Below are 13,906 nucleotides of genomic sequence, written 5' to 3' on the forward strand. Positions count from 1 at the left end.
GGTCAACGGTTTCGGTAGACGACTTGGTCTTCGAAGGGGTACATCGGCCTGCGCCGGTGCAGGTACTCGAAAGCGCCCAGGTTCATGGCCGCGATGCCTGGCGTGTCCACGGTGACGAGTTTCTGCGCGACGGGGGCGTAGGCCGCCCGGGGGGCGTTGCATCCCTTCGCGACCACCACCCGGTAATCCCGGACGTCGATGCCCAGCGAGCGGTACTGCTGCAGGCTCGTGTTGGCTGTCTGCTTGCTCATGACCACCAGCGTGTGCCCGTCTGAGGTGTCCAGCACAGCGGTCGGACCCATGTCGAAGAACCGGAACCCACCATGTGTGGGTCGAGGCTCCTCGAAACGCCCATCGGCCAGCCGGCGCACGACCGCCTCGACCCGGACCGGTTGACCGGCCGAATGCGGATGGCGCGCGCCGACCTCGAGGGCCACCTCAGCCCCCTCACCCGCATCCACGCACTCCGCGACTGCTTCCGGGTCCCACAGGGTCTGCAGCAAGGAACGCACTCCTACCTGCTGGGCCACGGCCAGGATGACAGTCGAGTCCCCGGGTGCTCCACCCCCCACGTTGTCACCCACGTCCAGCAGAACCACTGGGCCGGCGTCAGCGTTCCGCGCCAGGTCGAGCGCTGCCCGCACGTCATGCCCCTCGCCCTGCAACTCGCCACGACAGGACCAGATCTCGTCCGCGAGCTCGTCCGCGGCCGCCGCCGCTGCCCGCGGATCCCCGTCGTGGATCGAGATGCACGACATGCCCATGTGCGACACGTCCGCGTACGGGAACCCCTCGACCACGCTCGCGGAAAGCATCCCGGGCCGATTCTTGATAGCGGCAGCAGTGGCCACCAACCCGGCCATGGGCTCCTCGTCTGTGGTCTGACGCGCGATGTTGACGACGAGAGGCAGTTGCCGCAGCGCTTGGACCGGTCGAACCTCCTCCCGGATCGCCCGCACCAGCAACCGGGCGCAGTCCACTGCCCTCTCGGCGGCGTCGACGTGTGGGTTCGTCTGGTACACGAGGGTGATCGTCAGCGCGTCGATCAGCTGCTGGGAAACGTTGGCGTGCATGTCCAAGACCGCGCCCACAGGCACATCAGGTCCCACGGTCGCGCGCACCATACGCGCCAGCTCCCCATCGGCGTCCGGCACGTGCTCGGCGACCGCCGCACCATGAAGCGCCAACAGGATCCCGTCCCACGGACCATCGGCAGCAAGGCGATCCACCATCTCGGTCGACAGCTGCTCGAAGGCGTCCCGGGTGATCGGTCCAACCGGGTTGACCCTTCCGAACAGCAGCGGGACGAGTTCGAAGCCGAGTTCCGAGCTCGCCTGGATAAAGCCCCCGATCGTCGCGTGCGAGCTCGCGAACTTGTCGATGATCTCGCCGTCCCGGTAAACGCCGCCCTCGTTGAACAGCTCAAGATCCGCGGCGATGGGCGAGTACGTGTTCGCCTCGTGGTAGATGCCCAGAGTCGCTATCCGCAACGGTACCTCCTGGTCGAAGACTCGGATTGGCGGGAAAAACAGTCAAGCCACCACCATCGCGCCAGCGGCGCGGGAAGCCTGCCGGATCGCCAGGCGACTGCGCCGGCGTTCTCGTCCAGCGCAGTGGCTCCTCCGCTGGTGGGTCCTCCTGGAGCTGCGCCGTGAGCGCTCGAGCAGCTCCGTCAGGTCACAAGCCCTGGCTTGACGCGGTCTCGGAGATCCACACACTGGCTCTGCCACCGCAGGTGACCAGGGCGGGCACGGTGTCCTGTCCCACTGGTTTCAGGCATGGCCGGTCACCGCACCTCCGACAACGTCGCGGATACGCTGGCCCTCCGCGACGACATCCAGTCGTCCACATTTGTGGCGACATCCCGGACAGCGACTGTGCGCAGGCGCTCGGCGTCTCCGTGGAACCGGTTGAGATCCTTCCACCCGGCTCCTGTGACGACCAGGACGACGTCGTCATGCGAACCGATGCGACCCCTCCGGACGTCGTCAATGAGGACGGCCAGGGCGCACGCGGACGCAGGTTCGGCGAAGACACCCTCGGTAGACGCCAGAGCACGCTGCGCTTCCAGGATGGCAGTGTCCGGAACAGCCCCGGCCCATCCTCGGGTGCTTCGCACCGACTCAGCGGCGCGCCGCCCGTCCGGCGGACTCGGCAGTTGAAGAGCCGAGATGTCACTGTTGCAGGCACCGACATGCGGATGGTCGATCTCACCGGCGAGGTAGCGCGCGATCGGTGCGCAACCGGAAGGCTGGCACGCGACTACCTTCGTCCTCGATCCGCGGCTTCGCAACCCCCGCGCGATCGCCACCAGAAGCCCGCCACCGCCAGTCGGCACGTAGAGGTGCGACATGCTGGGCGCTTGCTCGGCCAGCTCGTAGCCGATGGTGTCGGCGCCGCGCATCCCCTCGGGATTGAACTCGTGCGCGGTGATCCCCAGGTAGAGGTTGTGCCGTTCCGCTGCCGCCCGCACCTCGTCGAACAGCCCTCGTTCGGCCGCCCTTGTCGCCGCCCTCCCGACACCCTCGACCAGGAGCAGCTCGGTCGCGTAGGGCAGGATCGACAGCCGCTTTTCCGCGGGTGCGGACGCCACCATGCAGAGGCACCCAGGCAAACCCGCGCGAGTTCCGTACGCCGCCATCGCCATCCCGGCGTTGCCCGAAGACGTCGCGATCCACCCGGACATCCCGTCACGCAGGGCCAGGGACACCGACATCGCCGCTATGCGGTCCTTGTAGGAACCTGTGGGGTTCAACGACTCGAGCTTGGCACGAAGTCGCGCCAGACCGAGTTCGGCCGTGAGCCGGGGAAGCTCGACGAGTGGCGTGTCACCCTCACCGAGACTCACGAAGCTGGTCACCGGAGGCAGATCGGCGGCAAAGCGCTCCAACCCACTATGACGATCTGTCATGTCCGCTCCTGTTCTCCGCACTCGCGTCGGCCATCACGAACAGCACGTCGCCGCGTCGTACGCGTGCCTGCCTGCGCAGGAACATCACGAAGCCGGCCTTCGTCGCGCACACGGCTTGGACCTCGTCGCCGTCGAAGGTGTACAGGTGCCCGATCTCAGCGCCGGCCTGAACGAACGCCCCCGCGCCAACCGCCGTGACGAACAGACCGTCGCATCCCGACTGCATCCCGCTGTCGAGATCGCCGGTACCGTGAACCCATTGCGCGGGCGCGGCCGGGGAGCGCGTGAAGCGCTCCGACACCATCCCGTTGGCGGCCATGACCGAAAGCACGCCACGCACGTACGCGTCGAGCTCGGCTTTCCGGATCTCACCACCACCTGAACACTCCGCGTAGATAGAGGGTATGCCTCGTTCAGCGGCAACGGACAGGCTCCGGCCGGTCGAAGGTCTCGGGTGCTGCCAGATCATCGGCGCTCCGAAGGCTTCTGCGAAGGTACGTGACTCCCGGGAGGCAGCGTGTCCCTCCGAGAAGCCGCAGAACAGCGGCATGCTGTAACGGCTACCCGCGGAGTGCAGGTCGATCAGCACATCCGCTTTCAGGAGGACCTCGCTAGTCAGCCCAGCGGCCACGGCAGCCGTGGGACCGGCGTGGGCGGCTCCCGGAAAGCTCCGCGCCAGGTTCTCTCCATCGAGGGGACTGGTCCTGCTTGCCGCGGCCCAGGCCGCGGGATGCGCGCGGGCAACCGCGAGCACCGTGCCGGAAAGATCGATCCCGGCGAGTTCGCGCACGACCCGCAGGACCGCGAGCACTCCCTCGTCCTCGTCCCCGTGAACCCCGCCAAGAAGCGCCAGCGTCGGTCCAGCTCTGCGTCCCCGCACCCTGATCAGGCACGAGCCGCCGGGAAGGACCTGATGATCTGATTGCCCTCCCTGACCTGGGCTGAATGCCGTCATGCCGATTCGAACGAGATCACTCGCACCTCCGCCGTGGGCCAACCGGGTTTCATCTGGCGAACCACATGTCTCAGATGAGCATACATCCGCCCGCAAGCAGCCATGGCGTGTTGACACGAACTTGAACAGGATGTCTCATGTGATGAAACTTCATGCGGCCATCCGCGATGGTGATGCCCCTGGCGCACCGATCACTTCGTGACGCAGCCGCCTGCGAACTCGCCACCCGCAGAAACAGCAAGCACGCATCTTTCCGGCCAGCTGGTTCCGCCGAAGGACTCCCCCGACAAACACCCCTCAACTAGGAGCGAGACATGTCGCCCAACCCCCAGATGAACCGCCGGACCCTCCTACAGGCCGCCGGATTCACTGGTATCGCCCTCACCACCGGGGCCTTGAGCGCAACACTCAGTTCCTGCGGAACCGGCGGGAACAGCACCTCGAACGGCCTCGCCGCCTCAGGCACCGCTGCCAGCGGAAGCGCACTCCAGCCAGGGCAGAGCCTCGAAGGCACGATCTACAGCGATGTGATCGGCCCCCTTCCTCGTGGCGGAAGCCTCGACATCACCCTCACGTTCCCGTCCGCGACACTGAACATCCTTTCCACCACCGCCTCCAACACCCAGTGGTACGCCGACCCGTGCCACGATTTCCTCGAGCGCTTCGACACCCGCGGAAATCTCGTGCCCTCGTTGGCGCAGAAGCTCGAGTTCGTCAACCCCACGACATACCGTTACACCCTGCACGAGGCTCGCTTCCACAACGGCCGCCAGGTCACGGCCGACGATGTCGTCGCCACCGTCGAACAGGTCCGCAGCCCTGCCCTGGGTTCCAACCGCGCAGGCGCCTTCCGCGATGTCCAGGTGAAGGCCGTTGACGTGAAGACCGTGGAGTTCGTTCTTCCCGCACCCAACGCGGGATTCCGCTACAACCTTCCCGGCTTGTGCATCGCTCCCGCCGAGGCCCTCAACCAGCTCGGTGACAGTCCGATCGGTTGCGGCCCGTACCGCTTCGAACGGTGGGTGAAGGACTCGTTCATCGACTACACGGCTTTCCCCGATTACTGGAACAAGGAGCTGCCACGGCTCGACCGGCTCCGGCTCACCCTCCGCACCGACCAGCAAGCGGCAGCCCAATCGATGCGCGCTTCGCAGACCGACGTGCTGGACGTTGTGCCAGCGGCGCAGGTTGGCGCGTTCAAACAGCTGGTCGATTCTAAACAGTTGAACGGCGTCACCTATTCCGCCGGTTGGACTTTCGCCGGCCTCAACACCCGATCACCCGCTCTCGCCGACCCACGTGTCCGTCAGGCACTCGCGCTCACCGCGGATCGGGCCACGATCGCACGTGTCACCGGCGGCGGTCTCAACGAACCCTTGTGCACCGCCCCCTACCCGCCGTCCGACAGCAACTACCCCAAGAACCTCGACTACAACCGGGACGTCGCGAAGGCGCAGTCCCTCATGCAGCAGGCGAACGCGAGCAACCTGACCGTGAACATCCTCACCATCGACGCGGTCTCCGAGGCCGCGGCGACGGTGCTGCGGAGCAACTGGGGCGAGATCGGAGTCACCGCGAACATCTCGCGCGTCGACGCCCCGACCTACGTCAGCCGACGGACCAAGGGCGATTTCGAAGCCGTTGTCAGTCAGTGGTTCCTCAGCCCGGAGCCGTCCTACGTCATCGATCCGCTCTTCTCGTCAAAGGGAACCAGCAACTTCTGGGGCTACAACAATCCCCGCGCCGACGAACTCATCGTGCAGGGGCGCACCACCTTCGATCCCGCGCAACGCGCGTCCATCTACAACGAGCTCTTCAAACTCATCTTCATCGACGAACCGACGATGATTCCGTTGTCCACGGCCGGCCGCCTCATGGTCTACAAGCCCGGCGTCAACGGTGACATGATCGTGCCGAGCTCCCTCGGCTTGTGGCGGTACGCAATCGCCGCCAAGAGGTGAATAGGGGGAACATGTCGCGGTTTCTTCTCGGTCGCCTGGGCGCAGGCCTGGTCACCGTCTTCGTAAGCACCCTCGTCGTCTTCGCGATCGTGCGGTTCATCCCGGGCGATCCGGTGTCCGCACAACTCGCGCAGGGCGGCTTAAGTCCGGAGGCGCAGGAAGCTCTGCGCAGCCACTACGGCCTCGATCACTCGATACCTGTCCAGTACCTCACGTGGATGGGCTCGATCCTGCACGGTGACTTCGGCAGTTCCTTCCTGACGCAGGAACCGGTGGTCACCGAGGTCGCCAGCCGGATATCCCGGACCATCTACCTTGCGGCCGCGGGAATCCTCGTAGCACTCGCGGTCGCCGTGCCTGCAGCCATCGCTAGCGCTCGGTACGCAGGCCGGCGCGCCGACGTCACGATCGCGACCGGCGTCTCGGTCCTGATCTCGATCCCGAACTTCATCATCGGAATCCTGCTGATCGTGGTGTTCGCGGTTCAGCTGCGCATCTTCCCAGTCGCAGGGTACGTCGATCCGACTGCCGATCTGGGCACCTTTTTCCAGAGCATGGTTCTTCCCGCGCTGACCATCGGTCTTCCGGCCTCCGCGGTCATCGCACGTGTGCTGAGATCGAGTCTGCTGGACGAAATGCGCCGGGACTACGTACGTACCGCGGAGGCCCGTGGGTCGTCGAGAATGCGAACGATCGTCCGGCACGGCCTTCGAAACGCGTCGATTCCCACAGTCACGATCGTCGGACTCCAGGTCGGCTACCTACTCGGCGGCGCCTTCGTCGTCGAACTGCTCTTCACGTACCCGGGAGTCGGGCTGCTGCTTCTCAACTCGATCACCCAACGGGACTACCCGACCATCCAGGCCTGTCTGCTGTTCTTCGCAGTCGCTTTCGTCATCGTGAACCTGATCACCGACATCCTGTACGCGGTCCTCAATCCTCGACTGAAGGTGCAGCAATGACGGCCGTCGAGACAACCAGCCGGGCGCCACGGGCAGCGATGCGGAAATTGCGACGCGCTGCCACGCGCAACTACCGGGTGACCATTTGCACCACGCTGCTCACACTCGTCGCGATCGCCGCGGTCTTCGCGCCGTTGCTCGCCCCCTACGGACCGCAAGACCTGGCGGTCGGTGAGCCGCTTTCGCCACCATCACCCGAACACATCTTCGGTGTCGACAACTTCGGACGCGACCAACTCAGCCGGATCCTCGACGGTGCGCGGATCAGTTTGGGGATCTCGGCGATCGTCACGATCGTGAGCATGGCGCTAGGCGCCCCTCTCGGCTTGATCCTGGGGTACCGGCGAGGCCGGGTCGATTTCCTGGTCAGCAGGTTCCTCGACCTCCTGTTCGCGTTTCCGGGCATCCTGATCGCGCTGGTGCTCGCGACCGCTCTCGGGCCAGGCTTGACGACCGCGGCGATCGCGATGTGTGTCATCTACGTCCCGCAGGCGACAAGGTTCGTCCGTGGTGTGGTCGCTTCGGAGAGTGTCAAGGACTACGTGGTGGCCGCGAGAACAGTCGGCGCGTCCGGTTTTCGCGTGATATTCGTGCACATCCTGCCCAACATCCGCTCACAACTCCTCGTCATCACGACGCTGGTGCTGAGTTTCGCGGTCCTCACCGAAGCGGCGCTGTCGTTCCTCGGTGTCGGCGCACAAGCTCCGAGCTCCAGCTGGGGCCGGATGCTGACCGACGGCCGCGATTTCCTCATGACCCAGCCTTTCCTGGCAGTCGTACCGGCGCTGGCCATCGCTGCGCTCGTGCTGATCCTCAACGGCCTCGGAGACGGTCTGCGTGACCGCCTCGACACCGATGCCGTGACCGTCGACCCGAAGGCAGCACCGTGAACACTGAACTGAAACCCGGTTATGCGATCCCGTCCGGCGAAAGCACACTCGAGCCATCGTCATTGCTCGAGGTCGACGACCTCACCGTGCGCTTCCGCAGGAACCGCCGGACCCTGGAGGCGGTGCACGGGATCTCCTTCAGCCTGTCCGCCGGCGAGTCACTGGGTATTGTCGGCGAGTCAGGGAGCGGGAAGTCGATCACTGCCCTCGCGATGATCCGCCTGCTCGACCCGATGACATCCTCGGTCTCGGGCGCAGTTCGCTTCGCCGGGCGTGACGTCTTCACCCTGTCACCGAGAGCATTGCGCAAGGTGCGTGGAGCCGACATCGCCTACGTCTTCCAGGACCCACTGGGCTCGCTGAACCCGTCCATGCGCATCGAGCACCAACTCACCGAACCGCTCCGGCTGCACGGGCTCGCTCACGGGCGCCAGGCGCGCCAGCGTGCGCTCGAGATGCTCGAACTCGTCGGCATCAACGATCCCGCGCGACGGCTTCGCCAGTACCCGCACGAAATCAGCGGTGGCATGCGACAGCGGGTGATGATCGCCGGAGCGCTCATCACGAATCCGAGCGTGGTGATCCTGGACGAACCAACGACGGCCCTGGATGCCACGATCCAGGCACAGATCCTGGAGCTACTAGCCGACCTGCGCAAACGACTCTCGATGGGCATGCTCCTGATCAGTCACGACCTCGGGGTCGTGGCGCAGGTGACCGACCGGGTCGCGGTGATGTACGCGGGGCGCATCGTCGAAACCGGTGCCACCGCGGAAGTACTCGCCGCACCCCAGCACCCGTACACCCGCGGGCTGCTCTCCTCACGTCCACGGCTCAACGCTCCACGTACGGCAGCGTTGACGCCGATCCCGGGACAGCCGCCCACCCTCGAGGCGCACCCGCAAACCGGCTGCGGCTTCGCGCCGCGATGTCCACTCGCCGACGACCACTGCCGAAGTGCGCTTCCGCCGCTGGGATCGCAGACCCACGCGGCTGCGTGTTGGAAGGCGACACCGGGGAGGGCGGCGTGACGTCGCAGCAGGCGCAACCGACCACACAAGCGCGAACCACGGGAAGTCCTGACGTCCTCGACATCTCCGACCTGCACGTGCACTTCCCGGTGCGAAGCGGGCTCAGAACTGTACGGCAGCTCCGGGCTGTGGACGGTGTTTCGCTCACGATCGCTCCCGGCGAAACCCTCGGTCTGGTGGGCGAGTCCGGGTCCGGGAAGTCGACGGTCGCACGAGCCGTGGCGCGCATCGAGTCGATCACTTCCGGCTCCATCACGTTGAGCGGCCGGGACATCACTACAGGACGTCCTGACCAGCGCCTGCGGAGATCCGTTCAAATGATCTTCCAGGATCCCCGGGCGAGCCTGAACCCGCGCCACACCATCGAAGCCGCTGTGCGGGAACCGCTCGACATCCACCGCATCGGCGACCCCGGACGCCGCCGCGACGTGGTCGTCGAGCTGTTGCGCAAAGTCGGCCTGGACGCCGCACACCGGAACCGGTTTCCACATGCCCTCAGCGGCGGGCAGTTGCAGCGGGTGGCGATAGCTCGAGCCCTGGCGGTCGAACCGGAGCTCCTGCTCTGCGACGAGCCGGTCAGCTCCCTGGACGTCAGCATCCAGGCTCAGGTGGTCAACCTGTTGAAACAGCTCCAGAACGAACTGGGTTTGAGCTACTTGTTCATCGCCCACGACCTCGCGGTCGTCCGCAACCTCTCGCACCGCATCGGCGTGATGTACCTCGGCGCACTCGTCGAGACGGCCCACTCCGACGACCTGTTCGATCGACCGATGCATCCGTACACCAAGGCGCTGATCGACGCGATCCCTGAGGTCGAAACTGATCCCACGCGCGAAAAGATCGTCCTGCGGGGCGAGGTGCCGAGTCCGTTGTCCGTGCCGAGCGGCTGCCGGTTCCGGACCCGCTGCCGCTGGGCACAGCCCCGCTGTGCGACCGAGCGTCCGGCTCTGCGCCCGATCGCCTCGACGAGCACACTCGTGGCCTGTCACTACGCGGAGTCGATCGAAAACAGCGAGCGAACTGGGGTGCCGGTCTGATCCACGACGCTCACGAGGGCGTCAAGCCTGCTCTGCCGGGTAGCGGGCGCGCCGGCACGCCCGCTACCCGTTCACCTCCGGGCACGTCCCGGACCACTACCGCCCCGGCGCCGATGACCGCCCCGTCACCGACGCGGCGTCCCGGGTGGATGAACGCGCCGACCCCGATGTGCACGCGGGAACCGACAACCGCCCCGCCCCCGATCGCCGCCAGCGGGCTGACGGTCGTGTAGTCGCCCACCAGAACATCATGACCGACCACAGCGTTGACGTTGACGAGCACGTGCCTTCCCACAACCGCATACGACTCGATGCAGGCGCCTGCCAGGAGCAGGTCGCCGGCACCGAGCTCCACCGCGGTTTCGAGATGTGCACCGGCATGGACGAGCGTGGCCGCCCGCCCTCCGCGCTCACACGCGTATGCATCGATCCGCTCCCGGGCAGCCGGATCTGCCACGCCGATGACGAATTCCGCCGCCAGCTCCTCGAACAGCCGATCCGGTCCGAGAACCGGGATCCGCTTGTCCGGGTCCTCTTCTCCGAGAAAACCAATCAACCGGTAGCCGGCGCCTCCGCGGTTGGCGCCCTCGATGAGGGCTTCCATCCGGCGGGCCAGCCCACCGGTTCCGAACACGACGAGGTTCTTCATGCTGTCGTTCATCCTCGGACCTCGAATTGAACATCGTGGAAAGCTTTCCGCGGCTTGCCGACCGGTACGGCTCGCAGGATCCCCGCGATCCGCTGCGCGGCGTGACCGTCCCCGAACGGGGAGGTCGAACGGTTCGTCAGCTCGCGGTGAGGTTCGGACATCGCCCGGTGCAGTGCCTCCGCGATCTGATCCGCGCCACATCCGCTGTCGATGACCGAAGGCGCCCGCGGCCGCCCGTCCTGGCGCGAGCCGATGTTCACGGTCGGGGTTCGCAACGCGGGGGCCTCGACCAACGCGCTCGAGGAATTCCCCGCGACGACATCGGCATGGTTCAGGAGGGACAAGTAGCGGCGCTGCCCCAGCGACGGTACGAGGACCGCCCGGTCGGCGTGGTCGGCGACGAACCGGGAAATCCGCCTCGCGATCCGCCCACCACCGGCGTCCACGTTGGCTCCGGTGAAGACGGCGACGTGGGTCTTCATTTCGCCGAGTGCGTCGAGCAGGCCGTTCAGTCCCTCGTCGCTCCCGTCCGGGTCGGCGGTCGCGGGGTGATATGTGACCGCGATGAGTCGCGTCTCGTCGGGCAGGCCCAGGTCGTCGAGAAGTTCACCGCGCGACATCAACGGGAGCGTCCGCACCGAGTCGAGGCCCAGCGCGCCGACGCAGTGCACCCGCTCCGGGGCCTCCCCCAGCTGCACCACCCGGCGACGGAACTCAGGTGTCGCGGTGAAGTGGAGGTCCGACAGCTTCGTGATCGCATGCCTGAGCGAATCGTCCAGAGCGCCTTCGGTGATCTGCCCGCCCGCGATGTGGGCAACCAGCCGGCCTTGCAGCATGGCCACGGTCGCCACGGCCAGCGCCTCGTACCGGTCTCCGAGTACGACCAGGACATCGGGGCCGATGCGGTCAAGCGCATCTGCGTAGCCGAGCACGCCGACTCCGAACGACTTCGCCACCGCGGTGGGCGTGTCCCCGCACAGGACCATGTCGACGCGACCGCCGATCGGGAATCCGTCACGCTCGATGACCTCCACGGTGTGTCCCTGGCCGTCGACGAGGTGCCCGCCACTGACCAGCAACCGGAGATCGATGTCCTGGTCACGGTGCAACTCTTCGATCAGGGCGAGCAGCGGCCCGTAGTCGGCGCGAGACGCGGTGAAAACGCAGATTCTTCGCATGGCCTGCCCTCACACTGCCGAGTCGTGGCGTGAGTGTGTGCTGTTCAGCGCAGCGCGAAGACTGACGACGACCCGCTCCTGATCGCGCTCGGACAGGTGCGCCGAACTCGGCAAGGACACGCCTCGGCCGTGGAGCTCCTCGGCCGTCTCGCCGGCCAGCCGTTCAACGTCCCGATACGGCGCCTGCAGGTGGAGCGGGGGCCACAGCGGCCGCGCGTGAACTCCGGCTCCCTCGAGGCAGGCCACTACCGCCGCAGTGCTGGAGGCGTCGTTCAGTAGCACCGAGTAGAGCCAGAACGTCGGATCCGCCCAAGGGGCGTGCGGTGGTGGTGACGCCGGCAAGCCGTGTAGCGCGCGTCCGTACCGAGCGCTGATTTCTCGTTTTGCGGCGAGCAGGTCATCGAGGCGCTCGAGTTGCCCAAGACCGAGCGCGGCCGCGACGTTGGTCAGGCGGTAGTTGTAGCCGACGGTGTCGTGCACGTAGTACTTGCCAGCGGTGTTCGCCTGTGTCGTGAGGTGTTTGGCCATGGCAGCCCGCTCGGTGTCATCAGTCGTGATCATTCCGCCACCACCGGTTGTGATCAGTTTGTTGCCGTTGAAGGAAAAACATCCGAAGTCGCCGATCGCGCCCGCTCGCGCGGGCGCCGGCTTTCCCGCCACCCACGCGGCACCGAGGGACTCCGCGGCATCCTCGACTATCCGGATCCCGAACTCTGCCCTGAGCTCCAGCAGCGGCTCCATCCGCGCCGGGTGTCCGAGCACGTGCACGACTTCGACGATGTCCGGGATCCGACGTCCTGTCCTGGCGCGGTATCGCACCGTGTCGTAGAGCATTTCGGTGTTCATGTTCCAGGTGTCGCGCTCGCTGTCCACGAGCAACAGGTCGGCACCCGTGTACGAGACCGCGTTGGCCGAGGCGATGAACGTGAAGTCGGACAGCGCGACCTGTGTGCCCGGCCCGGCTCCAGCCAGACGCAGCGCCACATGCAGAGCCGCGGTGCCGGAAGAACACGCCACGGCGTGACGCGTACCGATGACCCGCGCGAAGGCGTGCTCGAACCGTTCGACGAACGGACCGACCGAGGAGACGAACCCGCTGTCCAAGCACTCCTGTACGTAACGCCGCTCCACGTTTCCCAGAGTCGGCTCCGCCAGAGGGATCATACGTGGTACCTCGTCGCGTGACGGGTGTCCACGCGTGGCCGCATCCAACGGGCGGTCTCTTCCAGGCCTTTGGCCAGGGGCCAGGAAGCTCGCCAGTTGAGCAACGTTCCCGCTTTGGTGGGATCGGACAGGAGTACGTCGACTTCGGCTGCCGGCGGGCGGGCCCGCCGCTTGTCCGTGACGACCTCGGCCTCGGACCCCGTCACCTCGCAACACAGCGCGAACAGCTCGCCGATCGACACCGTCTGCCCAGTACCCAGTTGCACGAGCGACCCGGGACTCAGCCGCGCCGCCGCCATCGCCAGGAACCCGTCCACCGTGTCCTCGACGAAGGTGAGGTCACGGCGGGGGGCGAGGTTTCCGAGCCGGACCTGACGCGCACCCGCGAGGAGCTGGCCGAGGATCGTGGGGATGACGGCTCGGGCGGACTGCCTGGGGCCGTAGGTGTTGAACGGTCGCAGTGTCACGACGTTCGTACCGTACGTCCGCGCGTAAGCCTCGCACATCTGGTCCGCGGCGATCTTCGTCGCCGCGTACGGCGACTGTCCCCGGAGCCGATGTCCCTCCGTGATCGGAATTGTCTCCGGGGTGCCGTAGACCTCACTCGTGGAGGTGTGGATCATCTGCACCTCCCGCGCGTCGCGCACCGATTCCAGCACGTTGAGAGTTCCCCGGATGTTCGTCTCCACGTACGACTCAGGTGCGTCGAAGCTGTACGGGATCGCGATCAGGGCCGCGAGGTGGAAGACGATCTCGGTGTCCCGTACGGCGTTGGCCACGAACCGTCGATCACGGATGTCGCCCAGCCGCACGTCCACGCGCGCCAGCTGGTCGTCGGCGAGCTCGTCGAGCCAGCCGAAGGATCCGTTGGGGTTGTACGCGCAGAACGCGCGAACCTCGGCACCTTCCCTGAGCAGACGCTCGACCAGGTGGCTGCCGATGAAGCCGTCGGCACCGGTAACCAAGACGTTTCTTCCGGAGAACGAACCCACAGTCGGCCCCTCGTCGTCGCATCGGCGGCACGATCGTCCGCGCCCGTGCACGTGTCACCGCCCATGGTGTGGGATCGGCGCCGGGTGCGACGAGGCCCCGATTTACGCTGCCGCGACGTTGACAGATCGCCGTCTCCCTTCATACGATACGTCTGTTTCACTCAGCGAAATCTCCG

12 protein-coding genes are annotated in these 13,906 nt (G+C 66.3%); 5 read left to right on the top strand and 7 right to left on the bottom strand.

The genetic code is table 11. The features are described 5' to 3' along the window. Positions 1–2: 2 nt before the first annotated feature. The 3 genes from L2C96_RS28405 to L2C96_RS28415 form a co-directional block, all read right to left on the bottom strand. Complete coding sequence (locus L2C96_RS28405) at positions 3–1,490, bottom strand: M81 family metallopeptidase (RefSeq protein WP_237338376.1); 1,488 nt, start codon at positions 1,488–1,490, stop codon at positions 3–5. A gap of 296 nt (positions 1,491–1,786) precedes the next feature. Continuing rightward, positions 1,787–2,911 carry a pyridoxal-phosphate dependent enzyme gene (locus L2C96_RS28410; RefSeq protein WP_237338377.1) on the bottom strand — a complete coding sequence of 375 codons (1,125 nt, stop codon included), beginning with the start codon at positions 2,909–2,911 and terminating at the stop codon, positions 1,787–1,789. Then, on the bottom strand, positions 2,895–3,866 hold the full coding sequence (locus L2C96_RS28415) for a succinylglutamate desuccinylase/aspartoacylase family protein (protein ID WP_084506123.1): 972 nt from the start codon (positions 3,864–3,866) through the stop codon (positions 2,895–2,897). Before L2C96_RS28415 ends, L2C96_RS28410 begins: the two co-directional genes overlap by 17 nt. Positions 3,867–4,180: 314 nt before the next feature. On the opposite strand from L2C96_RS28415, the gene L2C96_RS28420 reads away from it, so the two are divergent. The 5 genes from L2C96_RS28420 to L2C96_RS28440 are packed head-to-tail and all read left to right on the top strand — an operon-like array spanning position 4,181 to position 9,747. After that, a complete protein-coding gene (locus L2C96_RS28420; protein WP_084506122.1) occupies positions 4,181–5,827 on the top strand; it encodes an ABC transporter substrate-binding protein in 1,647 nt (548 codons plus the stop codon). 11 nt (positions 5,828–5,838) lie between these two features. Then, positions 5,839–6,789: an ABC transporter permease gene (locus L2C96_RS28425; RefSeq protein ID WP_237338378.1), complete on the top strand. Its 951-nt coding sequence runs from the start codon at positions 5,839–5,841 to the stop codon at positions 6,787–6,789. Beyond that, positions 6,786–7,679, top strand: coding sequence for an ABC transporter permease (locus L2C96_RS28430; protein ID WP_237338379.1), 894 nt, complete (start codon positions 6,786–6,788; stop codon positions 7,677–7,679). The genes L2C96_RS28425 and L2C96_RS28430 overlap by 4 nt, the downstream gene beginning before the upstream one ends. Then, positions 7,676–8,710 carry an ABC transporter ATP-binding protein gene (locus L2C96_RS28435; protein ID WP_237338380.1) on the top strand — a complete coding sequence of 345 codons (1,035 nt, stop codon included), beginning with the start codon at positions 7,676–7,678 and terminating at the stop codon, positions 8,708–8,710. The genes L2C96_RS28430 and L2C96_RS28435 overlap by 4 nt, the downstream gene beginning before the upstream one ends. Beyond that, positions 8,707–9,747 carry an ABC transporter ATP-binding protein gene (locus L2C96_RS28440; RefSeq protein ID WP_051123574.1) on the top strand — a complete coding sequence of 347 codons (1,041 nt, stop codon included), beginning with the start codon at positions 8,707–8,709 and terminating at the stop codon, positions 9,745–9,747. The genes L2C96_RS28435 and L2C96_RS28440 overlap by 4 nt, the downstream gene beginning before the upstream one ends. A gap of 10 nt (positions 9,748–9,757) precedes the next feature. Here the strand turns inward: L2C96_RS28440 and L2C96_RS28445 are convergent, their stop codons facing one another. Genes L2C96_RS28445 through L2C96_RS28460 form a run of 4 tightly spaced genes read right to left on the bottom strand, consistent with a single transcriptional unit; the run spans position 9,758 to position 13,730 of the window. Further along, positions 9,758–10,408 carry a NeuD/PglB/VioB family sugar acetyltransferase gene (locus tag L2C96_RS28445; protein WP_020419503.1) on the bottom strand — a complete coding sequence of 217 codons (651 nt, stop codon included), beginning with the start codon at positions 10,406–10,408 and terminating at the stop codon, positions 9,758–9,760. Further along, positions 10,405–11,574, bottom strand: coding sequence for a UDP-N-acetylglucosamine 2-epimerase (gene neuC, locus L2C96_RS28450; protein ID WP_020419502.1), 1,170 nt, complete (start codon positions 11,572–11,574; stop codon positions 10,405–10,407). The genes L2C96_RS28445 and neuC overlap by 4 nt, the downstream gene beginning before the upstream one ends. A gap of 9 nt (positions 11,575–11,583) precedes the next feature. Continuing rightward, on the bottom strand, positions 11,584–12,705 hold the full coding sequence (locus L2C96_RS28455; RefSeq protein ID WP_237338381.1) for a DegT/DnrJ/EryC1/StrS family aminotransferase: 1,122 nt from the start codon (positions 12,703–12,705) through the stop codon (positions 11,584–11,586). A gap of 29 nt (positions 12,706–12,734) precedes the next feature. After that, positions 12,735–13,730: an SDR family NAD(P)-dependent oxidoreductase gene (locus L2C96_RS28460; RefSeq protein ID WP_237338382.1), complete on the bottom strand. Its 996-nt coding sequence runs from the start codon at positions 13,728–13,730 to the stop codon at positions 12,735–12,737. Between the last annotated feature and the right edge of the window lie 176 nt (positions 13,731–13,906).

The sequence above is a fragment of the Amycolatopsis tucumanensis genome (genome assembly GCF_021654135.1).
Lineage (GTDB): Bacteria > Actinomycetota > Actinomycetes > Mycobacteriales > Pseudonocardiaceae > Amycolatopsis_E > Amycolatopsis_E tucumanensis.